This window comes from Streptomyces sp. NPDC006691 (assembly GCF_042869955.1).
GTDB lineage: Bacteria > Actinomycetota > Actinomycetes > Streptomycetales > Streptomycetaceae > Streptomyces.
Map to the genome: position 1 here is coordinate 332,327 of NZ_JBIAGW010000001.1, position 22,567 is coordinate 354,893.

19 protein-coding genes are annotated in these 22,567 nt (G+C 70.7%); 6 read left to right on the forward strand and 13 right to left on the reverse strand.

Going from position 1 to position 22,567, the window contains the following annotated elements; genetic code table 11:
• The first annotated feature begins 74 nt into the window (after positions 1–74).
• Both ACFYNP_RS01485 and ACFYNP_RS01490 read left to right on the forward strand, forming a co-directional pair.
• Complete coding sequence (locus ACFYNP_RS01485; protein WP_388781548.1) at positions 75–1,265, forward strand: pyridoxal phosphate-dependent aminotransferase; 1,191 nt, start codon at positions 75–77, stop codon at positions 1,263–1,265.
• A gap of 284 nt (positions 1,266–1,549) precedes the next feature.
• A complete protein-coding gene (locus ACFYNP_RS01490) occupies positions 1,550–2,587 on the forward strand; it encodes a hypothetical protein (protein WP_388781550.1) in 1,038 nt (345 codons plus the stop codon).
• A 22-nt stretch (positions 2,588–2,609) separates the two neighbouring features.
• Here the strand turns inward: ACFYNP_RS01490 and ACFYNP_RS01495 are convergent, their stop codons facing one another.
• Positions 2,610–3,152: a YbjN domain-containing protein gene (locus ACFYNP_RS01495; protein WP_100573750.1), complete on the reverse strand. Its 543-nt coding sequence runs from the start codon at positions 3,150–3,152 to the stop codon at positions 2,610–2,612.
• A gap of 121 nt (positions 3,153–3,273) precedes the next feature.
• A complete protein-coding gene (gene clpB, locus ACFYNP_RS01500; protein ID WP_388418047.1) occupies positions 3,274–5,865 on the reverse strand; it encodes an ATP-dependent chaperone ClpB in 2,592 nt (863 codons plus the stop codon).
• A gap of 140 nt (positions 5,866–6,005) precedes the next feature.
• Between clpB and ACFYNP_RS01505 the strand changes: the two genes are divergently transcribed.
• Positions 6,006–6,419 carry a pyridoxamine 5'-phosphate oxidase family protein gene (locus ACFYNP_RS01505; protein WP_388418044.1) on the forward strand — a complete coding sequence of 138 codons (414 nt, stop codon included), beginning with the start codon at positions 6,006–6,008 and terminating at the stop codon, positions 6,417–6,419.
• 109 nt (positions 6,420–6,528) lie between these two features.
• Here the strand turns inward: ACFYNP_RS01505 and ACFYNP_RS01510 are convergent, their stop codons facing one another.
• Positions 6,529–6,861, reverse strand: coding sequence for a (2Fe-2S)-binding protein (locus tag ACFYNP_RS01510; RefSeq protein ID WP_100573747.1), 333 nt, complete (start codon positions 6,859–6,861; stop codon positions 6,529–6,531).
• Between the two features lie 334 nt (positions 6,862–7,195).
• On the opposite strand from ACFYNP_RS01510, the gene ACFYNP_RS01515 reads away from it, so the two are divergent.
• Positions 7,196–8,173: a helix-turn-helix transcriptional regulator gene (locus ACFYNP_RS01515; RefSeq protein ID WP_388418041.1), complete on the forward strand. Its 978-nt coding sequence runs from the start codon at positions 7,196–7,198 to the stop codon at positions 8,171–8,173.
• 5 nt (positions 8,174–8,178) lie between these two features.
• On the opposite strand, the gene ACFYNP_RS01520 is transcribed toward ACFYNP_RS01515, so the two are convergent.
• The 9 genes from ACFYNP_RS01520 to ACFYNP_RS01560 all read right to left on the reverse strand — a co-directional run bounded on the left by ACFYNP_RS01520 (position 8,179) and on the right by ACFYNP_RS01560 (position 17,400).
• Positions 8,179–9,009, reverse strand: a complete 831-nt coding sequence (locus ACFYNP_RS01520) for a helix-turn-helix transcriptional regulator (RefSeq protein ID WP_388418038.1) — start codon at positions 9,007–9,009, stop codon at positions 8,179–8,181.
• 115 nt (positions 9,010–9,124) lie between these two features.
• A complete protein-coding gene (locus ACFYNP_RS01525) occupies positions 9,125–10,099 on the reverse strand; it encodes a LuxR C-terminal-related transcriptional regulator (protein WP_388418035.1) in 975 nt (324 codons plus the stop codon).
• Between the two features lie 147 nt (positions 10,100–10,246).
• Positions 10,247–10,714: a heat shock protein transcriptional repressor HspR gene (locus ACFYNP_RS01530; RefSeq protein ID WP_388781553.1), complete on the reverse strand. Its 468-nt coding sequence runs from the start codon at positions 10,712–10,714 to the stop codon at positions 10,247–10,249.
• A 1-nt stretch (position 10,715) separates the two neighbouring features.
• Positions 10,716–11,903: a molecular chaperone DnaJ gene (gene dnaJ, locus ACFYNP_RS01535; RefSeq protein WP_388781556.1), complete on the reverse strand. Its 1,188-nt coding sequence runs from the start codon at positions 11,901–11,903 to the stop codon at positions 10,716–10,718.
• Positions 11,904–11,948: 45 nt separating this feature from the next.
• Positions 11,949–12,587, reverse strand: a complete 639-nt coding sequence (gene grpE, locus ACFYNP_RS01540) for a nucleotide exchange factor GrpE (protein WP_388418026.1) — start codon at positions 12,585–12,587, stop codon at positions 11,949–11,951.
• The gene (dnaK, locus tag ACFYNP_RS01545) at positions 12,587–14,440 is read right to left on the reverse strand and encodes a molecular chaperone DnaK (protein ID WP_161245284.1); all 1,854 of its coding nucleotides are present in this window, start codon (positions 14,438–14,440) and stop codon (positions 12,587–12,589) included. Before dnaK ends, grpE begins: the two co-directional genes overlap by 1 nt.
• Positions 14,441–14,644: 204 nt before the next feature.
• Complete coding sequence (locus ACFYNP_RS01550) at positions 14,645–15,415, reverse strand: FkbM family methyltransferase (RefSeq protein WP_388782216.1); 771 nt, start codon at positions 15,413–15,415, stop codon at positions 14,645–14,647.
• Positions 15,416–15,492: 77 nt separating this feature from the next.
• Entirely contained in the window at positions 15,493–16,530 is a 1,038-nt protein-coding gene (locus ACFYNP_RS01555) for an MraY family glycosyltransferase (RefSeq protein WP_388781559.1), read from the reverse strand.
• Positions 16,531–16,542: 12 nt separating this feature from the next.
• Complete coding sequence (locus ACFYNP_RS01560) at positions 16,543–17,400, reverse strand: NAD-dependent epimerase/dehydratase family protein (RefSeq protein ID WP_388781562.1); 858 nt, start codon at positions 17,398–17,400, stop codon at positions 16,543–16,545.
• A gap of 250 nt (positions 17,401–17,650) precedes the next feature.
• Between ACFYNP_RS01560 and ACFYNP_RS01565 the strand changes: the two genes are divergently transcribed.
• Entirely contained in the window at positions 17,651–19,942 is a 2,292-nt protein-coding gene (locus tag ACFYNP_RS01565) for a (Fe-S)-binding protein (protein ID WP_388781565.1), read from the forward strand.
• A gap of 96 nt (positions 19,943–20,038) precedes the next feature.
• Here ACFYNP_RS01565 and ACFYNP_RS01570 read toward each other — a convergent pair whose 3' ends face one another.
• The gene (locus ACFYNP_RS01570) at positions 20,039–21,229 is read right to left on the reverse strand and encodes a hypothetical protein (RefSeq protein ID WP_388781567.1); all 1,191 of its coding nucleotides are present in this window, start codon (positions 21,227–21,229) and stop codon (positions 20,039–20,041) included.
• Between the two features lie 296 nt (positions 21,230–21,525).
• On the opposite strand from ACFYNP_RS01570, the gene ACFYNP_RS01575 reads away from it, so the two are divergent.
• Complete coding sequence (locus ACFYNP_RS01575) at positions 21,526–22,512, forward strand: Yip1 family protein (RefSeq protein WP_388781569.1); 987 nt, start codon at positions 21,526–21,528, stop codon at positions 22,510–22,512.
• Positions 22,513–22,567: the final 55 nt, after the last annotated feature.

Sequence of the window (22,567 nt, forward strand, 5' to 3'; positions counted from 1 at the left end):
CCGCGTGGAAGGGGGATGCCCTCCGGCGCCGAGCGCCAAAGCACACTTGAGCAACTCCAGAGGTTGGCCGCAGGATGGCCGTCATGACCTCCAGCGCGCGTCCCCTCCTCAACCGCCGTCTCGCCGAGTTCGGCACGACGATCTTCGCCGAGATGTCCGCCCTGGCCCAGCAGACCGGGTCCATCAACCTCGGCCAGGGCTTCCCCGACACCGACGGCCCCGAGGCGGTGCGGGAGGCAGCGGTCCGCGCGCTGCGCGAGGGCCACGGCAACCAGTACCCGCCCGGCCCCGGCGTCCCCGAGCTGCGCACCGCGATCGCCGGTCACCAGCAGCGCCGCTACGGCCTGACGTACGACCCGGACCGCGAGGTGCTCGTCACCGTGGGCGCCACGGAGGCGATCGCCGCGTCCCTGCTGGCCCTCGTGGAGCCCGGCGACGAGGTCGTCGCCCTGGAGCCGTACTACGACTCGTACGCCGCCTGCGTCGCGATGGCGGGCGGCACCCGCGTGCCCGTCACCCTGCGCCCGCACGACGGCGGCTTCGCCCTCGACCTGGACGAGCTGCGCGCGGCCGTCACCCCGCGCACCCGCCTCCTCCTGCTCAACACCCCGCACAACCCGACCGGGACGGTCCTGAGCCGTGCGGAACTGGCCGCGGTCGCCGAGCTGGCCTGCGAGCGCGATCTGCTGGTGATCACCGACGAGGTGTACGAGCACCTCGTCTTCGACGGCGGCGAGCACATCCCGCTCGCGTCCTTCCCGGGCATGCGCGAACGCACGGTCACGATCGGCTCGGCCGGCAAGACGTTCTCGTTCACCGGCTGGAAGGTCGGCTGGATCACCGCGTCCCCCGAGCTCGTGACCGCCGTCCGCTCGGCCAAGCAGTTCCTGACGTACGTGGGGTCGGGGCCCTTCCAGTACGCGGTGGCCGAGGCGCTGCGGCTTCCGGAGTCCTACTTCGACGACCTCCGCGCCGACCACCAGGCCAAGCGGGACCTGCTGAGCGCCGGGCTCGCGGCGGCCGGCTTCGAGGTGTTCCGGCCGGCCGGCACCTATTTCGTGACCACCGACATCCGCCCGCTGGGCGAGAGCGACGGCTTCGCGTTCTGCCGCGCCCTGCCGAAACGTTGCGGCGTCGTGGCGATCCCGAACGCGGTCTTCTACGATCACCGCGAGGAAGGTGCACCTTTTGTCCGGTTTGCCTTCTGCAAGCAGACGGCGGTACTCGAAGAGGCGGTCGCCCGCCTCAAGGCACTGGCCGGCTAGGACGGGTCGCCCGCACGGCCCCCGTGACCTCGTTGCGCACCGCCGGGCGGGCGGAGTTCCAACCCGGTCGGGGGCGCTGCGGTCGCGGGACGCGGGATCCGCGCCGATGGTCGGTCTGACCGATCACGCGCGCCCGGAGGTGCCCCCTGTCCGCCGAGATCACCGCTCACACCCGCTTCCGCGGGACCGGCGGCATCACGAGCGCCTCGCGCTGGGCGGCCGCCCTGCGCCGGGCGGCCCCCGCGCTCGGCCTGTTCGCCGCGGCACGGCTGACCGGACTCCTGGTGTTCGCGGCCGCCGCCTGGCACCGGGACATGTCGCCCCGGGCCCGGCTCGCCACCGCCTGGGACGCCGACTGGTACACCCGGATCGCCGCCCACGGATACGGCCGCACCCTGTTCTGGCCGGACGGAGCGGTCCAGAGCGACCTGGCGTTCTTCCCGTTCTACCCCGGCCTGATCCGCGCCGTGACCACCGTCCTTCCGGTCACCGGCGGCACCGCCGGGCTGCTCCTGTCGTGGACGGCGGCAGCGGCCGCGGCCTGCGCGGTCTACCTGATCGGCGAGCGCTTGTACGGCCGGCCCGTCGGCACCCTCCTGGTGCTGCTCTGGGGCCTGCTCCCACACGCCGTCGTGCTGACGATGGCGTACACCGAGCCGGTGATGACGGCGTTCGCGGCCTGGTCGCTGTGGGCGGTCCTGGAGCGCCGCTGGCTGTGGGCGGGCTCGCTCGCGCTGCTCGCCGGGCTTTCGCGGCCCAACGCCGTCGCGGTGGCCGCCGCGGTCCTGGTGGCCGCCGCCGTGGAGATCCGGCGCGGCGACCGCTCCTGGCGGCCCTGGGCGGGGGCGCTGCTCGCCCCGCTCGGCTGGTGCGGCTACGTCCTGTGGGTGGGGCTGCGCGAGGGCGACCCGGTCGGCGGGTACTTCGCGGTGCAGTCCGGGTGGACGTCCCGGTTCGACTTCGGCGTGGGAACGCTGCGGTTCGCCAAACGGCTCGCGACCTTCCCGTTCGAGCTGGGCTTCCCGATGGCGGCGCTGCTCACCGCGGTGATGGTGCTGCTCTTCGTGCTGTTCGCGCTCGACCGGCCGGCGCTGCCGCTGCTCGTCTACACCGGCGTGCTCGTCCTGATCACGGTCGGCGGAGCCGGCTACTTCGAGTCGAAGCCGCGCTTCCTGCTGCCCGCCTTCCCGCTGCTGATCCCGCCGGCCCTCGCACTGACGAAAGCCCGGCCCCGGGCGGCGGTCGCGGTGACCGTCGCCCTGGCCGGGCTCTCGTTCTGCTACGGGGCCTACCTGCTGACGCGGGCCTCGATGGCGCTGTGAGGCGAACGGCGCGGGGACCGCGTCACTCGGAGTCCGGGGCGCCGGACTCCTCGCCCTCGTCGCCGTCGACGTCCTTCTCCAGGCCGAGCTGCTCAAGGAGCCACTTGTCGAACTCGATGGAGGCGCGCACCCAGCTGACCGTGGAGGACACGAAGTGCTCCAGGGCGACACCGGTGCCGATCAGCATCTGCGCCTCGCCGATGAGGCGGACGGTGCCGTCGTCGTGGGTGTGCGTGTAGACCTTGGGCCACAGGGTGCGGCGGTTCCAGTCGTCGATCGACTCCAGGATCTGGACCTTGTCGTCGATGCTGTGCGGCCGGTCGTAGAACGTCCGCACCGAGAAGACCTGCTGGTCGTCGTCGCCGCGGAACATGAAGTACGTACGGAAATCCTCCCAGGGCGCGGCGAGGTCGCCCTCGTCGTCCACGACGTACTTGAGCTCCATCTGGTCCAGGAGCTGCTTCACCAGATCCTGGTCGGGCACGACGGGCCCGGTCGGCGCGCCGCCGGGCTGCGGGCCCTGCTGAGCCCCGAAATTCGGAATCGAGGACGGGTCGATGCTCATCGTGAATCTTCCTTCGTACGGTTCCGGTCATCCTCCCCCATGCCGGGGCAGGGCTGGCAACCCCCGACCCCGGGTATCCGCCAGGAGCTGAGCGAATCGGGGCCGGGGGGTGCGATCGGCGCTATTTCGCGGCCCCCACGATGAGCCCCTCCCCGAATCGGTCGACCCGAACCGTGTCGCCGTCGCGGACTTCGCCGGCCAGGATCTCCTTGGCGAGCCGGTCGCCGATCGCGGTCTGGATCAGACGGCGCAGCGGGCGCGCGCCGTAGGCGGGGTCGTTGCCCTCGTCGGCGAGCCAGGCCAGGGCCTCGGGGGTGACCTCCAGGGTGAGCCGGCGGTCGGCCAGGCGCTTGGCGAGGCGGTCGATCTGGAGCCCCGCGATGTGGGACAGCTCGTCCTTGCTGAGCGCCGAGAAGACCACCAGGTCGTCGAGGCGGTTGAGGAACTCCGGCTTGAAGGAGGCCCGCACCACCTCCAGGACCTGCTGCTTCTTCACCTCCTCGCTGGTCGAGGGCTCGACCAGGTACTGGCTGCCCAGGTTCGAGGTGAGGATCAGGATGGTGTTGCGGAAGTCGACGGTGCGGCCCTGCCCGTCGGTCAGGCGCCCGTCGTCGAGGACCTGGAGCAGGATGTCGAAGACCTCGGGGTGGGCCTTCTCGACCTCGTCCAGGAGCACCACGGAGTACGGGCGGCGGCGGACGGCCTCGGTGAGCTGGCCGCCCTCCTCGTAGCCGACGTAACCGGGAGGCGCGCCGACCAGACGGGCCACCGAGTGCTTCTCGCTGTACTCCGACATGTCGATGCGGACCATGGCCCGCTCGTCGTCGAAGAGGAAGTCGGCGAGGGCCTTGGCGAGCTCGGTCTTGCCCACGCCGGTCGGGCCGAGGAAGAGGAACGAGCCGGTCGGCCGGTCGGGGTCGGCGATGCCGGCCCGGGTGCGGCGCACCGCGTCCGAGACCGCGCGCACGGCCTCCGTCTGGCCGATCAGGCGCTTGCCCAGCTCGTCCTCCATGCGCAGCAGCTTCTGCGTCTCGCCCTCCAGGAGGCGCCCGGCGGGGATGCCGGTCCAGGCGCCGACCACATCCGCGATGTCGTCCGGGCCCACCTCCTCCTTGACCATCGTGTCCTTGGACTTCTCCTGCTCGGCCTCCTCCTCGGCGGCCTCCTCCAACTCCCGTTCCAGGCCCGGGATTTCGCCGTAGAGCAGCTTGGAGGCGGTGTCGAAGTCGCCGTCGCGCTGGGCCCGTTCGGCCTGGCCGCGCAGTTCGTCGAGCTTCTCCTTCAGCTCGCCGACCCGGTTGAGGCCCTGCTTCTCCTTCTCCCAGCGGGCGTTGAGGCCGCGCAGCTCCTCCTCCTTGTCGGCGAGGTCCTTGCGGAGCTTGTCCAGGCGCTGGAGCGAACCGGCGTCGGTCTCGTTCTTGAGCGCCAGCTCCTCCATCCGCAACCGGTCGACGGAGCGCTGGAGTTCGTCGATCTCGACCGGCGAGGAGTCGATCTCCATGCGCAGCCGGGACGCCGCCTCGTCGACCAGGTCGATGGCCTTGTCCGGCAGGAAGCGGGAGGTGATGTACCGGTCGGAGAGGGTCGCGGCGGCGACGAGCGCGCTGTCCGCGATCTGCACCTTGTGGTGCGCCTCGTAGCGGCCCTTGAGCCCGCGCAGGATCGCGATGGTGTCCTCGACCGACGGCTCGGCGACCAGGACCTGCTGGAAGCGGCGCTCCAGGGCCGGGTCCTTCTCGATCCGCTCGCGGTACTCGTCGAGCGTGGTCGCGCCGACCATGCGCAGCTCGCCGCGCGCCAGCATCGGCTTGAGCATGTTGCCCGCGTCCATCGCCGAGTCGCCGCCGGCGCCCGCGCCGACGACGGTGTGCAGCTCGTCGATGAACGTGATGATCTGGCCGTCGCTCTCCTTGATCTCGGAGAGGACGGTCTTGAGACGCTCCTCGAACTCGCCGCGGTACTTCGCCCCCGCGACCATCGCGCCGAGGTCGAGCGAGACCAGCCTCTTGTTCTTCAGCGACTCCGGTACGTCGCCCTTCACGATGCGCTGGGCGAGGCCCTCGACGACGGCGGTCTTGCCGACGCCGGGCTCACCGATGAGCACCGGGTTGTTCTTGGTGCGCCGGGACAGCACCTGGACGACCCGGCGGATCTCCTGGTCCCGGCCGATGACCGGGTCGAGCTTGCCCTCGCGTGCGGCCGCCGTGAAGTCCGTACCGAACTTCTCCAGCGCCTTGTACTGACCCTCCGGGTCGGGTGTGGTCACCCGGCGCCCTCCCCTGCTCGTCTCGAACGCGGCAAGGAGCTTCTTCGCGCTCGCCCCCTGCTCGGAGAGGATCTCACCGGCCTGCCCGCCCTTGGCGGCGAGGGCGATGAGGAGGTGCTCGGTCGACAGGTATTCGTCGCCCAGCTCCTTGGCGCGCTGGGCCGCGTCCGCGATGACGGCCAGGAGTTCCCGGTTGGGCTGCGGCGGGGCGACGGTCGAGCCGGTCACGCTGGGGAGCGCGGCCAGGAGCCGCTCGGCGCCGGAGCGCACGGCGGCCTGGTCCGCGTCCACCGCGGCGAGCAGGTCGACGATGTTCTCGTTGTCCTCGCCCTCCAGGAGCGCGAGCAGCAGATGCGCGGGGGTCAGATCCGGGTGGCCCCCGGCGACGGCCCGGCTGCTTGCGGCGTTGATCGCGTCCCGGCTCTTGTTGGTCAGCTCGGCATCCACGTGCGTTCGCTCCTCCTCGTCGTACGTCGGTCAGGGCGGGCAGTTCCTATGACCCTTCCAACGTACACAAAGTTGAGTCCATTCCGCTCAAGGCGAGGGAAAGGAATGACGGCGGACCGGCTGCGCTAGGTTTCTGGGCCATGGCTCATGACGTACGCAGGCCCGACGGCGCCTATCTCAGCTTCTGGCGCGAGCGCCACATCTGCACCTTGACGACGCCGCGGCCCGACGGCTCGCCGCACGTGGTGCCGGTGGGGGCGACCTACGACCCGGAGGCGGGCCTGGCTCGGATCATCACCAGCGGGGACAGCCGAAAAGCGGCCAACATCCGGGCGGCGGCCGAGGCGGACCCGGCGGGCGCGCGGGTGGCGCTGTGCCAGCTGGAGGGCAGGCGCTGGGCGACGCTCGAAGGCCGCGCGTTCGTCCGCACGGAACCCGAGCTGATCGCGGACGCGGAGGCGCGCTACACCGAGCGCTACCAGCGGGTGCCGCGGGAGAACCCGCGGCGGGTGCTGATCGAGATCAGGCTGACCCGGGCGATGGGCAACGTCTGACGCGGCCTTCCGCCCCCGGGCAGCACAGCGGCGCCACCGTGTTCAGGTCCACGATGGCGCCGCTGTGTGGGGGAAGCACCTGCGCGATGTACAACGACGGGGGATCGCGTCAGGCACTGCGGGGGGTGGCGGTGGATGAATCGGGCTGTGTCTCCGACTCGAAAAGCTGGTGGTCACGTTGGTCGAGATTCACGAAGACCATGCCGTACCGGACCACACAGCGAATGGGCTGCGGTGCCCCGCGCGGCCGGCGCAGACACCGGTAGGCACGGACGTCCTCGTCGTCCTCACGGGCGATCAGGATCGGCTCACCGAGCAGGGTGACCATCAACGAATCGCCACGGAACGGAACTGCTGTGGCGAGGTCGATGAAGTGCCACCCCGAGCGATAGGCCGTGGCCATTTCGCGCCGGAAGGTGCGGTCGTCGGGCGGAAAGCTCATGCGACAGCACCCGCAGGTGCGGACTCCCAGGAGATGTCCGTGTTCGCGCCCTTCGGTGCGATCTCCCAGCTGATGTCGGAGGCGGTCGTGACTCCGGACTTCGCGGGGTGGGTCTCCCAAGAAATGTCCCCAGGCGCCGAGAGAGCGCAGAGAGCAGCCGCCACAACGGCTGTCGTGCTTAGTGCTCGAACCATCCTGCTCATGGCCGATCTCCACCTCTTTTGATCATTACCTCCCCCCGCGGATACGACGATGGCCCACTCCGACCACTTGCACCAGCGCAGCCAGGCATCATGTTCCTGTAATTCAAAAGGATGAGGGGGGTGCAACTAGGTTGAAACAGGGGCATATAGGACACGATCACGGCCCAGTTGATCTGTGCGAGACAGGAACGGCTCTGTACGCCCTTGCCCTGCGTACGGGCGGGATTACCCGCTCAGAGGCCGACTCCGCCCCGTGTCTGGTCGACCTGACCCTGCTGCGCCCCGATCCGGACGACGCACAGCTCCTGCGGCCGGTTCCCCCCACCGTGGTGCTCAACCTGCTGACCCAGCCGCTGGAACGCGAGATCCAGGAGCGCCGGAAGCTCTCGGTCGCCCTCGCCAACACCTTCGAGCCGTTCATGTCGATCGCGACGCCCTCGCTCAGCGGCACCCACGCGATCACCGTCCTCGAAGGCCTGGAACTGATCAACGCGACGCTCGACCGCGTGATCGACGAGTGCAGCGAGGAACTCCTCGTCATCCAGCCGGGCAGCGGCCGCCGCCCCGAGACCTTCGAGGCGGCCCTGCGGCGCATCGAGCCGCTGGTCGCCCGCGGTGTCCAGATGCGCACCCTCTACCAGCACACCGCCCGCCACCACAGCGCCACCATCGGCTATGTGGAACGGATCGCTCCGTACGGGCTTGAGGTGCGCACCCTGGAAGAGATCATCGACCGGCTCATCATCATGGACCGCAAGGTCGCCTTCATCCCCGCCCGCAGCGACCGCCAAGTCGCCCTGGAACTGCGCCACGAGGGACTCGTGCAGTACCTGGTCGGGGTCTTCGACCAGTTCTGGCAGTACGCCGTCCCGTGGGACGACGAGGTGCCCTACCACCTGGAGACCGCCGGCATCACCGGCGTCCAGCGCTCCATCGCCAAGCTCCTGGTGGAGGGGCATGTCGACGAGGCCATAGCGCGCCGGCTCGGCATGAACGTCCGCACCTGCCGTGCGCACATCGCCAAGCTCGCCGCCGCCCTCGGCAGCGGCAGCCGGGCCCAACTCGGCTACCTCATCGCCCAGTCGGGCATCCTGGACCAGGACGCCTGAGCCGCTCACGCCGGGCCGCCGAGACCGGCCCGGGCGATGCGCACGCCGAGCTGGGCACGGCTGGAGGTGCCGAGCGCCGCCGCGAGACGGCCGATGTGGTGGCGGCAGGTGCGCACGCTGATGCCGAGCCGCTGGGCGACGACCGCGTCCTGATGCCCCTCGGCGAGCAGCGCCGCGATGACCCGCTCGCGATGCGTGATGCCCGCGATGCCGGTCGCCGCCGGAACCGGCTCGGACAGCGGGACCGCCCGGTTCCACAGGCACTCGAAGTAGGTCACCAGATGCCCGACGAGCGCGGGCTGGCGCAGTTCCAGCGCGCTGGTGCGCTCCGCGTTGGCGGGCAGGAACGCCACCGTGCGGTCGAAGACCATCATCCGCTCGATGACCTCGTCCAGGGTGCGCACCTCGGCGCCGTCGCCGAGCCGCTCCAGATAGGCGCCCAGGGCCGGCCCGTACCGGGCGACGTGGGTGTACAGGGTGCGCATCCGCGCGCCGCGGGCCACCAGCGCCGGGTCGCGGGTCGAGGCGTGCGCCAGGATGCTCGGCGAGCGGATCCCGTCGGGCTGCACGGTCAGCATCTCGGTGACGCAGGCGGCGGAGGCCGCGGCGATGGCCCCGTCGATCGCCTCGAAGCCGTCGAGCACCCGGACGGCCTGGCCGGGCCGCGGGGCGCCCGGGGTGAGCGAGGCGTACCGCTCGAAGGCCTCGGCCACCGCGCCCGCGCGGCGGCGCGTCTCGGCGAGGCCGTCGTGGATGCCGCGCACGAGCAGGGCCACGGCCGCGGCGTCCACCACGCCGCCGTCCGGCCCCGCATCCCCGTGAGTCGAGCTGTTCATACTGCCCACCACGATGCATCGCGAGCCGCTCGGCCACCACCGTCATGTTGCTGCACTGCATCAACTGGAGGCGGAACAAAGGCCGACATGTCCGCATGACAGCTGTACCAGTGGATCAGCGCGGGTGCGCGTCGAGCCCCGACTGGGCGATGCGGACGCCGAGTTGGGTGCGGCTGCTGCTGCCGAGCGCCGCCGCGAGACGGCTGATGTGGTGGCGGCAGGTGCGCACGCTGATGCCGAGCCGCTGGGCGACGACCGCGTCCTGATGCCCCTCGGCGAGCAGCGCCGCGATGACCCGCTCGCGATGCGTGATGCCCTTGAGGTCGGTGACCGCGGGCACCGCGTCGCCCAGCGGCACCCCGAGCCGCCACAGCCGCTCGAAGACGGTGGCGAGGTATTCGACGAGCGCCGGGTGGCGCAGCTCCAGGGCGCTGGTGTCGTCCGCGGCGGCCGGGATGATCGCCACCGTACGGTCGAAGAGCAGCAGCCGGTCGGTCACCTCGTCCAGGGTGCGCACCTCGACCGCCCGGCCCTCCAACTGGTGCAGGTAGTCGGCGAGTCCGGGGCCGTGGCGGGCCACGTGCGTGTAGAGGGTGCGGATGCGCACCCCCCGGTCCAGCATGTCCAGGGCGCGCGGCAGGGCCTGTGACAGGATGTGCTCGGGCCGGATGCCGCGGGGCTGGATGGTGAGCGACTCGGTGGAGCAGCCGGCTATCGCGTCGTCGATGGCCGCGTTGATGCGCGGGATGCCGTCCAGGACGCGGATGGCCTCGCTGTCGGCCGCCGCCGGTGCGCCGAGGGCCGCGAACCGCTCGAACGCCGCCGCCACCACACCCGTGCGGGCCTGGCTCGCCGCGATGTCCTCGTGGATGCCGCGCAGCAGCCGGGCCATCACCGCCTGCGGGGAGGTCGGAAGCAGCCAGTCGAGGGCGGCCGGGTCGGGGTGCAGCAGACCGAGGTCGATCAGACAGGTGGCCCCGCGCGCGTCCGCGCGCGCGATCCGCCCGGCCCGCAGCGCGTCCGCGTACACCCGTTCCGCGGGCGGGCACAGCCGGTCCGCGCCGTGCGGATGCGCCACCTGCTCAGCCATGCCCCTGCCCGCCTCCCTGCCACCGAGACCGATGACCCTATCCCGATCGGGTGACCGGTTCACGGCGGCTCGGCACGCGCGAGGCCCGCCGCCCCGGAACGGAACGGCGGGCCTGTGCCGCGCTGGGAGGAGCCGGACCCGACAGGGCTACTCCGACGCCCTCTTGGGCCGCCAGACGACCAGCGCGCTGGCCTGCTGGACGTCCTGGTACGGGACCAGGTCCCGCCGGTAGGAGGCGTGCACCTGGGCCTCGCGCTGCTGCATGGCGACGGCCGCGCCCTCGACCGCGGAGGACAGCTCCGCGACGCGGGCCTGGAGCGCCGCCACCTGGTTCTCCAGCTCGATGATGCGCTTGATGCCCGCCAGGTTGATGCCCTCGGTCTGCGACAACTCCTGCACCGTACGCAGCAGTTCGATGTCGCGGGCCGAGTAGCGCCGGCCGCGCCCGGCCGTGCGGTCGGGCGAGACCAGGCCGAGGCGGTCGTACTGCCGCAGGGTCTGCGGGTGCAGACCGGAGAGCTGGGCCGCCACCGAGATGACGTACACCGGCGTCTCGTCGGTCAGCTCGTACGCCCGGCCGCCGAACGGAGGCTGCCGGCGCTGGCGGGGGTCCATGTCATGCTCCCTTCGCGGCCTGGAACAGTTCTGCCCGCGGGTCCTCGCCCGCGGTCGCCTCGCGGTAGGTCTCCAAGGCCTCGCGGGCCTTGTCGTCCAGCTCCTTCGGCACGGTCACCTCGACCGTGACGAGCAGGTCGCCCCGGGTGCCGTCCTTGCGGACCGCGCCCTTGCCGCGGGCCCGCATGGTACGGCCGTTGGGGGTGCCCGCGGGCAGTTTCAGGGTGACCGGCGGACCGCTGAGCGTGGGCACCTTGATCTCGGCGCCGAGCGCGGCCTCCGTGAAGGTGACCGGCACCGTGACCGTCAGGTTGTCGTCCTTGCGGCCGAACACCGGGTGCGCGTCGACGTGCACCACGACGTACAGGTCGCCCGCGGGGCCGCCCCGTTCACCCGGCGCGCCCTTGCCTCGCAGGCGGATGCGCTGGTTGTTGCTGACGCCGGCCGGGATGCGGACCTGCATGGTGCGCGAGGAGCGCGCCCGGCCGCTGCCCTTGCAGACGTCGCACGGGTTCTCGGCGATCAGGCCGCGGCCCTTGCAGTCCACGCACGGGTCGGTCAGCGAGAAGCCGCCGCCCGAGCCGCGCGAGACCTGTCCCGTGCCGACGCAGGTCGGGCACACCCGGGGCGTGCCGTTCTTGTCGCCGGTGCCCGAACAGGCCTTGCAGGGGGCCTGGCTGGACAGCCGGATCGGGACCGTGGCCCCGTCGACCGCCTCGGTGAAGCTGAGCCTCACCTCGGACTCCAGGTCCTGGCCGCGGCGCGGCTGGGTGCGCTGGCCGGTACCCGCGCCGCCCCGGTTGAACAGGCCGCCGAACACGTCGCCGAGCCCGCCGCCGAAGCCGCCGGCACCCGCGCCGCCCCCGCCGGGCTGCTGCCCGCCGAACAGGTCGCCCAGGTCGAAGTTGAAGCTGCCGCCGCCCGCGCCCGGCCCGGCCCGGAAGCCTCCGTTGCCGAACAGGGCGCGCGCCTCGTCGTACTCCTTGCGCTTCTTGGGGTCGCCGAGGATGTCGTTCGCCTCGGAGATCTCCTTGAAGCGCTCCTCCGCCTTGGTGTCGCCCTTGTTGGCGTCGGGGTGGTTCTCGCGCGCCAGCTTGCGGTACGCCTTCTTGATCTCGGCGTCCGTGGCGTCCTTGGGGACGCCGAGAACCTTGTAGTAGTCCTTCTCGACGAAGTCCTTCGTGTTCATCGACGTCCCTCCTTCCGGACGATCACGGCTCTCATGACCGCTGCGTCAGCCCTTGTCGGGGCCACCGCTCTCCTCGTCGCTCGACTTCTCTTCCTTGGCGGCCGCCCCCGGCTGGGGCTCGGCCACCGCGACCCGCGCGGGGCGGATCGTACGCTCGCCGATCCGGTATCCCGGTTGCAGGATCGCCACGCAGGTCGTCTCGGTGACGTCCGGCGCGTAGCTGTGCATCAGGGCCTCGTGGACCGTCGGGTCGAAGGGCTCGCCCTCCTTGCCGAACTGCTGGAGGCCCATCTTGGCGGCGACCGTCTCAAGAGACTCGGCCACCGACTTGAAGCCACCGGTCAGTTCGCCGTGTTCGCGGGCCCTGCCGATGTCGTCGAGCGTGGGCAGCAGCTCGGTCAGGAGGCCGGCGACGGCGATCTCCTTGACCGTGACGCGGTCCCGCTCCACACGGCGGCGGTAGTTCTGGTACTCGGCCTGGAGGCGCTGGAGGTCCGCGGTGCGCTCGTTGAGCGCCGTCTGGGCCTGGTCCAGCTGGGCCTGAAGGGCGATGTCCTTGGCAGCGTCCCCGGCCGGGGCCGCCTTCTCCTCCTCGGAGGAGTCGGCGGCCTTCGGCTCGGCGTCTTCCTGAGCGCCGGAGGGGACGTCGGGCTTCTCCTCGAAGCCCGGGGTCTCCTCCGTCATCAGGCGGCGCCACCCTTCGGCTTCTCGTCGTCGACGATCTCGGCGTCGACCACGTCGTCGTCACCGGCGGGGTGGGCCTGCTCGGTGCCCTCGGCACCCGGGGCGGCACCCTGCGCGGCCTGGGCGTCGGCGTACATGGCCTGGCCCAGCTTCTGCGAGACGGCGGCGACCTTCTCGGTGGCGGTGCGGATCTCGGCCGAGTCCTCGCCCTTGAGCTTCTCCTTCAGCTCGGCGACGGCGGCCTCGACCTCGGTCTTGACCTCGCCCGGGACCTTGTCCTCGTTGTCCTTGAGGAACTTCTCGGTCTGGTAGACGAGCTGCTCGCCCTGGTTGCGGCTCTCGGCGGCCTCGCGGCGGCGGTGGTCCTCCTCCGCGTACTGCTCGGCCTCCTCACGCATGCGGTTGACCTCGTCCTTCGGCAGCGAGGAGCCGCCGGTGACGGTCATCTTCTGCTCCTTGCCCGTGCCGAGGTCCTTCGCGGTCACGTGCATGATGCCGTTGGCGTCGATGTCGAAGGCGACCTCGATCTGCGGGACACCGCGCGGGGCCGGCGGCAGACCGGTCAGCTCGAACATCCCGAGCTTCTTGTTGTACGCCGCGATCTCGCGCTCGCCCTGGTAGACCTGGATCTGCACGGACGGCTGGTTGTCCTCGGCCGTCGTGAAGATCTCGGACCGCTTGGTCGGGATCGTGGTGTTGCGCTCGATGAGCTTGGTCATGATCCCTCCCTTGGTCTCGATGCCGAGGGACAGCGGGGTGACGTCGAGGAGCAGGACGTCCTTGACCTCGCCCTTGAGGACACCGGCCTGGAGGGCGGCGCCGATGGCGACGACCTCGTCCGGGTTGACGCCCTTGTTGGCCTCGTTGCCGCCGGTCAGCTCCTTGACGAGCTCGGCGACGGCCGGCATGCGGGTGGAACCACCGACGAGAACGACGTGGTCGATCTCGGAGAGGTTGATGCCCGCGTCCTTGATGACGTTGTGGAACGGCGTCTTGCAGCGCTCCAGGAGGTCGGACGTGAGCTGCTGGAACTGGGCGCGCGTGAGCTTCTCGTCCAGGTGCAGCGGGCCCTCGGCGGACGCCGTGATGTAGGGCAGGTTGATCGAGGTCTCGGTGGACGAGGACAGCTCGATCTTGGCCTTCTCGGCGGCCTCGCGGAGGCGCTGGAGGGCCATCTTGTCCTTGGACAGGTCCACGCCGTGACCGGACTGGAACTGCTTCACCAGGTAGTCGACGACGCGCTGGTCCCAGTCGTCACCACCGAGGTGGTTGTCACCGTTGGTGGCCTTCACCTCGACGACGCCGTCGCCGATCTCCAGGAGGGACACGTCGAAGGTGCCGCCACCGAGGTCGAAGACGAGGATCGTCTGGTCGTCCTTGTCGAGGCCGTAGGCGAGCGCCGCGGCCGTCGGCTCGTTGACGATGCGCAGGACGTTGAGGCCCGCGATCTCGCCGGCCTCCTTGGTGGCCTGGCGCTCGGAGTCGTTGAAGTACGCCGGCACGGTGATGACCGCGTCGGTGACCTTCTCGCCGAGGTAGGCCTCCGCGTCGCGCTTCAGCTTCTGCAGGATGAAGGCGCTCATCTGCTGCGGGTTGAAGCTCTTGCCGTCGAGCTCGATCTTCCAGTCGGTGCCCATGTGGCGCTTGACCGACCGGATGGTCCTGTCGACGTTGGTGACCGCCTGGCGCTTGGCGACCTCGCCGACCAGCACCTCGCCGTTCTTCGCGAAGGCGACGACGGACGGCGTGGTCCTGGCGCCCTCTGCGTTGGTGATGACGGTGGGCTCGCCGCCTTCAAGAACGCTGACGACGGAGTTAGTCGTGCCCAGGTCGATGCCGACCGCACGTGCCATTTCGATTCCTCCAGATGCCTACTTGAGTGGAACTGGCTCAAGGATGCATGACCGTTCCCGCCACGTCAACAGAGCTGAGTGCAGCCGACTCAAGTTTTATCCTGCGCTTATCTGCAAGAGATTCCATAAGCGCAGGTCAGGAGCGATATCGAGGCCTGCCCGCGGCGCGCTGGATCATGTCTCATCGTGCCCCGTGCGACGCTCTCACACCACCGCGGCGACCTGTGCGGGCACCTGCTCGCCGGGGGCCGGCCCGTCCTCGCGCAGCAGCACCAGGTCGCACTGGAGCAGCCGCCCGTCGCGCGGATCGGTGAGGCCGGGCTCCAGGGACATCAGGGTCAGACCGAGCCCGTCGCGGGTGCGCGCGAGCAGCTCGTCGAAGAGCTCGGCGCCCTCGAAGAGCGGCACCAGCGGCGCCCCGATCCGCACCCCGCAGATCTCGTCCGCGAACCGCCCCGCCCCGTCCAGGACTTGGGCCTCGTACCCCTGCACGTCGAGCGCCACGAAGACCCGCTCGCCGGGCGCGGTGACCTGCTCCCACAGCTCGTCCAGGCGCCGCGTCTCCACGATGACGTCGCCGGTGTACGCGCTGCGCGGGGCCGCCCCGCGGTGCCGGGGCAGCATCGCGCGCAGGGAGCTCGCGGGGCCGAAGTCCCCGGAGATGTTGAGCGTCGCGGTGCCCGAGCGGTCGCCGAGCGCGTACGGCAGCACGCTCCAGGTGTCGTCGAGGGCCGCGCGGTGGCGCAGTTCGGCGCGGGGCCCGCGCAGCGGCTCGAAGGAGACGATGCGGCCGCGGTAGCCGGCCTCGCGCAGCCGGGCGGCGAAGTCGCCGCGGTGGGCGCCGATGTCGAGGACCAGGTCGATCTCGTACCGCGCGAGCAGCCGGACGAGTGCGTGGCCGCCGGGGCGGTGGCGGACCACGTCGATGCCGAGGCGGCGCAGCGCGCGGTGCAGTCGGCGCGGGAGGGTGGTCATCACGGGTGTACGGCTCCCTGCTGGAGGCGGTTCGCGTCTTGGCGCGGGCTGTTGGGGCGGATCGGCGGGTGCGGGGCTCAGCCCCGGCCCGGGGCCAGGTCGACGGGGGCGCTCTCGCTCCGCGGGGTGCGGGCGTGCGGGGCGCGGCGGCGCGAGGCGGGCCCGTACACCGGGACCCGCAGGAGCAGCACGACCGCGACCGGCACGAGCAGGGCGAGCGGCAGCGCCACCACGGGGGCGATGCGCCCGTCGTGGAACTGGAGCCCGACGATCGTGGCGGCCAGCGAGACGACGCCGAGCACGACGGCCGAACCCTGCGTGGTGAGGCCGAGTTTGCGCAGCCGGTGGGCGATGTGGTCGCCGCCTCCGCGCAGCAGCGGGCGGCCCGCGCGGTGGCGGGAGACCAGGACGAGCAGGGTGTCGGTGAGCACGAGGAGGGTGAGCGCGAAGAGTTCGGCGCCGGTCCGCGCGCCGGGCGCCCCGGTGTGCACGGTGACCGCGGACGAGGCGAGCAGGAACCCGGTGAACAGCGAGCCGCAGTCGCCCAGATGGATACGGGCCGGGTGCCAGTTGTGCAGCAGGAACCCGGTGAGGGCGGCGGCCAGCACGCTCAGGAGCAGCCCGTGTCCGGGGTGCCCCTCGGCGATGGCGCACACCGCGAGGCCGAGCGCGGTGACGGCGGCGACCGCGCCCATCGCCCCGTCGGAGTGGTCCAGGAGCTGGAAGGCGTGGGTGACGAACACGATCCACAGGACCGCGAGCACGCCCGCGCCCGGCGAGAGCCCGGCCAGCGCGACGACGACGGTGGCCGCCCCCGCCTCCGCCACGACGCGGACCCGCAGGCCCAGCGGCCGCAGGTCGCCGAGCAGCCCGAGCAGCGCGACCGCGCCGGCCGCGGCGAGCAGCGGGGCGACGCCCGGGCCGAGTTCGGCGACGCCGAGCAACGGTCCCGCGCAGGCCGCGCCGAGGGTGGCGAGCGCGACGGCGATGCCGCCGAGGTGCGGGGTGGCATCGCCGCCCCCGCGGCCGAAGCGCAGCATCAGGGCGCGGACCAGGCCGGCGAGCAGTGCGGTCAGTACGAGGGCCGCCGTCGCGGCCGCGAGCCCGTGCAGCATGTCGGCCGCCCCTCAGCCGAGGTGCTGCCCGGCCGGCGACGCGGCGGGCGCTCGCAGACCGGGCAGGACGACGGGGGCCTCGTCGCGGGCCCGGGCGATCGCCGCGTCCAGGATGTCGTCGAGGCCGCGGGCGGGCCGCCATCCGGTCAGCTCGCGCAGCGGCGCGGCATCGAGCGGCCGGGCCGCGGCCTTGCCGCAGGTGCCGTGCGGGACGCGGTCGACGACGTACGGGAAGTGCCGCACCGGCGAGGCGGAGCCGCTGCGGGCCACGGCGCGTTCGGCGAGGTCGAGGACGGCGATCTCCTCGTCCCCCGCGATGTCGAACTCGGCGCCCGCCGCGCCCGGATGGGCGAGCAGCGCGAGCAGCGCCCCGACCGCGTCGGCGACGTCGAGGAAGCGGCAGGTGCGGGTCCCGTCGCCGTGCACGGCGAGCGGCTCGCCCGCGACCGCGCGGCGCACCAGACGGGTCAGCTGGGTGGCGTGCACGGGCGACTGGCGCGGCCCGACGGTGTCCCCGTGGCGTACGACGGTGGCGCCCGAGGCCGCCTCGCCCCTGCCGTCCGCCGCCGCGGTCAGGAGCCGGACGCCGTGGCGCAGGGCGGCCGCGCCGATGGCTCCGGTACCGGGCGCGAGGTGGACCACCGTGTCGCAGCGTGCCACGAGTTCGCCGGCCAGACGCTCGTCGAGGACCGAGCCGCGCACGAAGCGCAGCCTCGGATCGGACCAGGCGGCGGCGAGGTTGGCGCGGGCGCCGGTGGACAGGTCGTCGAGCACGAGCACGGTGTGGCCCTGGCCGAGCAGCGCATCGGCCAGGTGCGAGCCGATGAATCCGGCACCACCGGTGACGAGGTACGTGGCGGGAGCTGGCATGGGGACGCCCATTCGGTTCGATCGTCGTGGCCGACAACAAGTTAGTTTGTTATGTCCCCATATGTGGTGAATAACACGATGGATATCCGGCGCCGACCAAGGGCACGCTGAGCGACACAGATCACCGCCTGCGCGGCTACAGTGCGGCCATAGAAGTGGGTACGCTCAGGTGGACTGGATAAGTTACTGCTTAGTAATCCGTTCGAGCCCGTCCCCCGTAACCCACCTCGCAGGCCCGAGGAGCCCCCTCATGCAACTCGCCGCGATCATCGTGTCGCTGGTCCTAATCGCGGTCGGCGTAGCGCTGTTCGGCCGTGCCATCGTGCAGATCTACCGCTTCGTGCGGCTCGGCCAGAACGTCCCGGCCGGCACCCGCACGAACGATCCCACGCAGCGCACGATCACCGTGGTCAAGGAGTTCCTCGGCCATACGCGCATGAACAAGTGGGGCATCGTCGGCTTCGCGCACTGGTTCGTGGCCGTGGGCTTCTTCTCGCTGCTCCTGACGATCGTCAACGCCATCGGCCAGCTCTTCAAGGCCGACTGGATCCTGCCGGTCATCGGCGACTGGCCGCCGTACAACATGTTCGTCGAGTTCCTCGGGACGATGACGACGCTCGGCATCCTGACGCTCATCGTCATCCGGCAGCTGAACCGGCCGGGCCGCCCGGGCCGCAAGTCCCGGTTCGCGGGCTCGAACACCGGCCAGGCGTACTTCGTCGAGGCCGTCATCCTCATCGTCGGCATCTGCATCTTCACGCTGCACGCCCTCGAAGGCGCCCAGCACCACGTGGAGAGCTACGAGGCCTCGTTCTTCGTCTCGTACCCGGTGGTCGCCTGGTTCCGCGGCATGGACCTGTCCACGCTCCAGAACCTCACCTACTTCTTCGCCGGCCTGAAGATCGCGACGTCCTTCATCTGGATGATCACCGTCGCGCTCAAGACCGACATGGGCGTCGCCTGGCACCGCTTCCTGGCCTTCCCCAACATCTTCTTCAAGCGCGAGTCCGAGGGCGGCGTCGCACTCGGCGCGCTCCAGCCGATGGCCTCCAACGGCGAACTGGTCGACTTCGAGGACCCGGGCGAGGACGACGTCTACGGCGTCTCGCAGATCGAGCACTTCTCCTGGAAGGGCATCCTCGACTTCTCCACCTGCACCGAGTGCGGCCGCTGCCAGTCGCAGTGCCCCGCCTGGAACACGGGCAAGCCGCTCTCGCCCAAGCTCCTGATCATGTCCCTGCGCGACCACGCGCACGCCAAGGCCCCGTACCTGCTCGCAGGCGGCGGCAAGGACATGGAGGGCAACGAGAAGGCCACCGAGGAGCAGCTCAAGGACGTGCCGGCGGCCGCCCTCGCCGAGGCCGAGCGCCCCCTGATCGGCACCCTCGAAGAGAACGGCGTCATCGACCCGGACGTCCTGTGGTCCTGCACCACCTGCGGCGCCTGCGTCGAGCAGTGCCCGGTCGACATCGAGCACATCGACCACATCGTCGACATGCGCCGCTACCAGGTGATGATCGAGTCCGCGTTCCCGTCCGAGGCGGGCACGATGCTCAAGAACCTGGAGAAGAAGGGCAACCCCTGGGGGCTCGCCAAGAAGCAGCGCGTCGAGTGGACCAAGGAGGTCGACTTCGAGGTCCCGATCGTCGGCAAGGACATCGAGGACCTCACCGAGGTCGACTACCTGTACTGGGTCGGCTGCGCGGGCGCCCTGGAGGACCGGGCGAAGAAGACCACGAAGGCCTTCGCGGAGCTGCTGCACATGGCGGGCGTCAAGTTCGCGATCATGGGCGGCGACGAGAAGTGCACCGGTGACTCGGCCCGCCGCCTCGGCAACGAGCCGCTGTTCCAGCAGCTGGGCCAGGAGAACGTGGCCATGCTGAACATGGCGTACGGCGAGGACGAGGACGACCCGGCGACCAAGAAGCCGAAGTCCGCGAAGAAGATCGTCGCGACCTGCCCGCACTGCTTCAACACGATCGCGAACGAGTACCCGCAGCTGGGCGGCGAGTTCGAGGTCATCCATCACACCCAGCTGCTCCAGCACCTCATCGACGAGCGCAAGCTGGTCCCGGTCACCCCGGTGGACGGTCTGATCACCTACCACGACCCCTGCTACCTGGGCCGTCACAACAAGGTCTACACGCCCCCGCGCGAGATCATGTCGGCCGTCCCGGGCCTGCGCCAGCAGGAGATGCACCGCCACAAGGAGCGCGGCTTCTGCTGCGGCGCCGGCGGTGCGCGCATGTGGATGGAGGAGCGGATCGGCAAGCGCATCAACAACGAGCGCGTCGACGAGGCCCTGTCCCTCAACCCGGACATCGTCTCCACCGCCTGCCCGTTCTGCCTCGTCATGCTGACCGACTCGGTCAACGGCAAGAAGGCCGCATCCGAAAATGGCTCCGCCACGGGCGTCAAGGCCAAGGAGAACCTCCAGGTCGTGGACGTGGCGCAGCTGCTCCTCGACTCGGTGAAGACCCCGGCCGACCCGACGGGCGCCGCCGAGGCGGAGAGCGAGCCGGAGCCCGAGCCGGTCAAGTAGCCCGGTCCGTCGGTACGCACGGGAGCGGCCGGTTCTGCCCGAGGGCAGAGCCGGCCGCTTTCCGTCGTACCGGGGCCGGAAGGTCGGCCCCGGCAATCAGCCCTGGCTGCCGCGGCGGCGCAGCATCGCGAAGCCGAGGCCGGCGGCACCCGCCGCGGCCAGGCCACCACCGGCGGCGAGCATCGGGGCCTGGTCCGACGAGCCGTCGGAGACGCCCTCGGCACCGGCCTTCACGCCGCCCTTCGGGACGACATTGGTCGTGGTCCGGTCCGCGGTCTTCCGGTCCGCGGTCTTCGTGTCGTGCTGCGGCTGCTTCTTCTTGCCGTCCTTCTGGACGGTGTACTTCTCGATCAGCTTGCCGCCGAAGTCGTAGACCCAGCTGTTGCCGCCGCTCTTGCCGTCGATGACGACGAACTTGTAGAAGCCCTTGCCGGCGTTGACGATCTTGTACGTCCAGCCGTCGTTGAGGGCCGACGGGTCCTTGAGGTCGATCGCGCCGAGGAAGGCACCGTTCGGCATGGAGATCTCGACGCGCGGGCCGTTGCCGGTCTTGATCAGCTTGGCGATCCGGCCGTCGGGCATCGTGATCTTCACGGAGGAGATGACGTCGGACTTCCTGTCGTCCTTCTTCCGCTCGTCCTTCTTGCGCTCGTCCCGCTTGTCGTCCTTCTTCTTTCCGCCGTCGACCCACGAGGTGACGGTGCCGTCAGGGCTCAGCACGACGTGCAGGCCGTTGTTCTGGCCGGCGGCCGAGGAGCCCTTGGCGACGAGGGTGTCGAGCTTGCTGCCGTTGGCCCAGATCTCGGCCTCGTAGTGGTTCTGGCCGAGCTTGTAGACCTTGGCGACGGAACCGTCGGCGAGCTTGACGGACTTCACGAAGGCCCGGGCGTCGCCCTTGTCGTCCTTCTTGGTCCGGTCGTCCTTCTTCGACTCGTCCTTCTTCGACTCGTCGCCCTTCTTCTTGGACTCGTCCTTCTTGACGTCGTCCGTGTCCGGCAGCACCTGGTCCTTACGGTCCTGGTCCTTACGGTCCTGGTCCTTACGGTCCTGGTCCTTACGGTCCTGGTCCTTACGGTCCTGGTCCTTACGGTCCTGGTCCTTACGGTCCTGCTCCTTGCCGTCCTGGCCCTTCTCGCCGTCGGTACCGGGCTGCACCTGCGGGTTGGTCCGCGCGTCGGACGGGGCTGCCGGGGAGTCGGCGAAGGCGGCACCGGCCGGGAGGGCGAGAGCGGCGATGGCTCCGGTGGCGATGGCGGCGGTACGGATGGTACGGCGGGTGGCACGCATGAGTGATCTTCCTCGTAACGTAGAAGCGTGAAGCTTGTCTGTTATGTCGCACATGCCGTGCCAGTGGGGCTTTGTGGCGGCGACATCAACAAAGTTACGAGTGCCGTGTTTGGGTCATGCGTAGGCAATGTAACGGCTACCTTCTGCTTCGCGCGCAGCCGTGTAAATCGGGCGGGATTCAACCAAAACGCCCCGGATTCCCGGGTCCCCTAGGGGATGTCACAGCTCAGCCGCAAAGGCGTCCGGTTCCGGCCGCCCGCCGGTTGGCGTACCGGCGGACCAGGTACGTTCGATTCGTGGCTGGATTCAGGATCGGACGCGGCGGCCGGGACAACAACCGCCCCCCGCGGCAACCGCAACAGCAAGGGCAGCAGCAGGCACCGGCTCAGCAGTGGCCGGACGACCGGCAGCAGCCGCAGTACGGGCATGGGCAGGGGCACGCACAGCAGCGACCGCAGGGGTACGGGCAGGGGCAGCCGCCGCACTACGGAAACGGGCAGCCGCAGTACCGGCAGCCCTACCCGCAGCAGGACGAGCCCGAGTACTTCGGCGACCCGTACTACCAGGGTCAGGGCCAGGGACCGGGCCAGGGACCGGGCCAGGGCCAGCCGCAGGGCTATGCCCCCGCCCAGGACCCGTACGCGAACAACCCGGGCCACACCCAGGCGTTCAGCGTCGGCGAGGACCCGTACGGCGACGGCGCGACCTACCGCGCGGGCGCGGCTCCGGTCCCGCCCAGCGGCCCCCGGCTGCCCTGGAAGGAACTCCTGTCCGGCATCGTGACGCGGCCGGGGCCGACCTTCTGGCAGATGCGGGACTACCCGGTGTGGGGCCCGGCGCTGATCGTCACCTTCCTCTACGGGATGCTGGCGATCTTCGGCTTCGACCAGGCCCGCGCGGACGTCATCAGCACCACCTTCTCCAAGGCGATCCCGGTGGTCCTCGTCACCGGCGTCGTCTTCGTGATCGGCGGCCTGATCCTCGGCGCGGTGACCCACACGATGGCCCGCCAGCTGGGCGGCGACGGCGCGTGGCAGCCCACGGTGGGCCTGTCGATGCTGATCATGTCCCTGACGGACGCCCCGCGCCTGCTGCTCGCCCTGTTCCTGGGCGGCGACAACGGCGTGGTGCAGGTCCTCGGCTGGGCGACCTGGCTGGCGGCCGGCGCCCTGTTCACGTCGATGGTGAGCAAGTCCCACGACCTGCCCTGGCCGAAGGCGCTCGGCGCCTCGGCGATACAGCTGATCGCGCTGCTGTCGCTGATCAAGCTGGGCACGATCTAGGAGCGATCCGGGCACGGGTACGCGCAAGGGCCCCGTCGGTCGGCTGACCGACGGG

What these genes read in the sequence shown, in the direction of transcription:
- grpE (WP_388418026.1), bottom strand. Translation starts at nt 12,587, where the DNA reads ATGACGGAGGAGACCCCGGGCTTCGAGGAGAAGCCCGACGTCCCCTCC.
- ACFYNP_RS01510 (WP_100573747.1), bottom strand. Translation starts at nt 6,861, where the DNA reads ATGAGCTTTCCGCCCGACGACCGCACCTTCCGGCGCGAAATGGCCACG.
- ACFYNP_RS01530 (WP_388781553.1), bottom strand. Translation starts at nt 10,714, where the DNA reads ATGGACCCCCGCCAGCGCCGGCAGCCTCCGTTCGGCGGCCGGGCGTAC.
- ACFYNP_RS01520 (WP_388418038.1), bottom strand. Translation starts at nt 9,009, where the DNA reads ATGAACAGCTCGACTCACGGGGATGCGGGGCCGGACGGCGGCGTGGTG.
- ACFYNP_RS01550 (WP_388782216.1), bottom strand. Translation starts at nt 15,415, where the DNA reads ATGACCACCCTCCCGCGCCGACTGCACCGCGCGCTGCGCCGCCTCGGC.
- ACFYNP_RS01560 (WP_388781562.1), bottom strand. Translation starts at nt 17,400, where the DNA reads ATGCCAGCTCCCGCCACGTACCTCGTCACCGGTGGTGCCGGATTCATC.
- ACFYNP_RS01555 (WP_388781559.1), bottom strand. Translation starts at nt 16,530, where the DNA reads ATGCTGCACGGGCTCGCGGCCGCGACGGCGGCCCTCGTACTGACCGCA.
- ACFYNP_RS01525 (WP_388418035.1), bottom strand. Translation starts at nt 10,099, where the DNA reads ATGGCTGAGCAGGTGGCGCATCCGCACGGCGCGGACCGGCTGTGCCCG.
- ACFYNP_RS01485 (WP_388781548.1), top strand. Translation starts at nt 75, where the DNA reads ATGGCCGTCATGACCTCCAGCGCGCGTCCCCTCCTCAACCGCCGTCTC.
- ACFYNP_RS01565 (WP_388781565.1), top strand. Translation starts at nt 17,651, where the DNA reads ATGCAACTCGCCGCGATCATCGTGTCGCTGGTCCTAATCGCGGTCGGC.
- ACFYNP_RS01570 (WP_388781567.1), bottom strand. Translation starts at nt 21,229, where the DNA reads ATGCGTGCCACCCGCCGTACCATCCGTACCGCCGCCATCGCCACCGGA.
- dnaK (WP_161245284.1), bottom strand. Translation starts at nt 14,440, where the DNA reads ATGGCACGTGCGGTCGGCATCGACCTGGGCACGACTAACTCCGTCGTC.
- ACFYNP_RS01505 (WP_388418044.1), top strand. Translation starts at nt 6,006, where the DNA reads ATGGCTCATGACGTACGCAGGCCCGACGGCGCCTATCTCAGCTTCTGG.
- ACFYNP_RS01495 (WP_100573750.1), bottom strand. Translation starts at nt 3,152, where the DNA reads ATGAGCATCGACCCGTCCTCGATTCCGAATTTCGGGGCTCAGCAGGGC.
- dnaJ (WP_388781556.1), bottom strand. Translation starts at nt 11,903, where the DNA reads ATGAACACGAAGGACTTCGTCGAGAAGGACTACTACAAGGTTCTCGGC.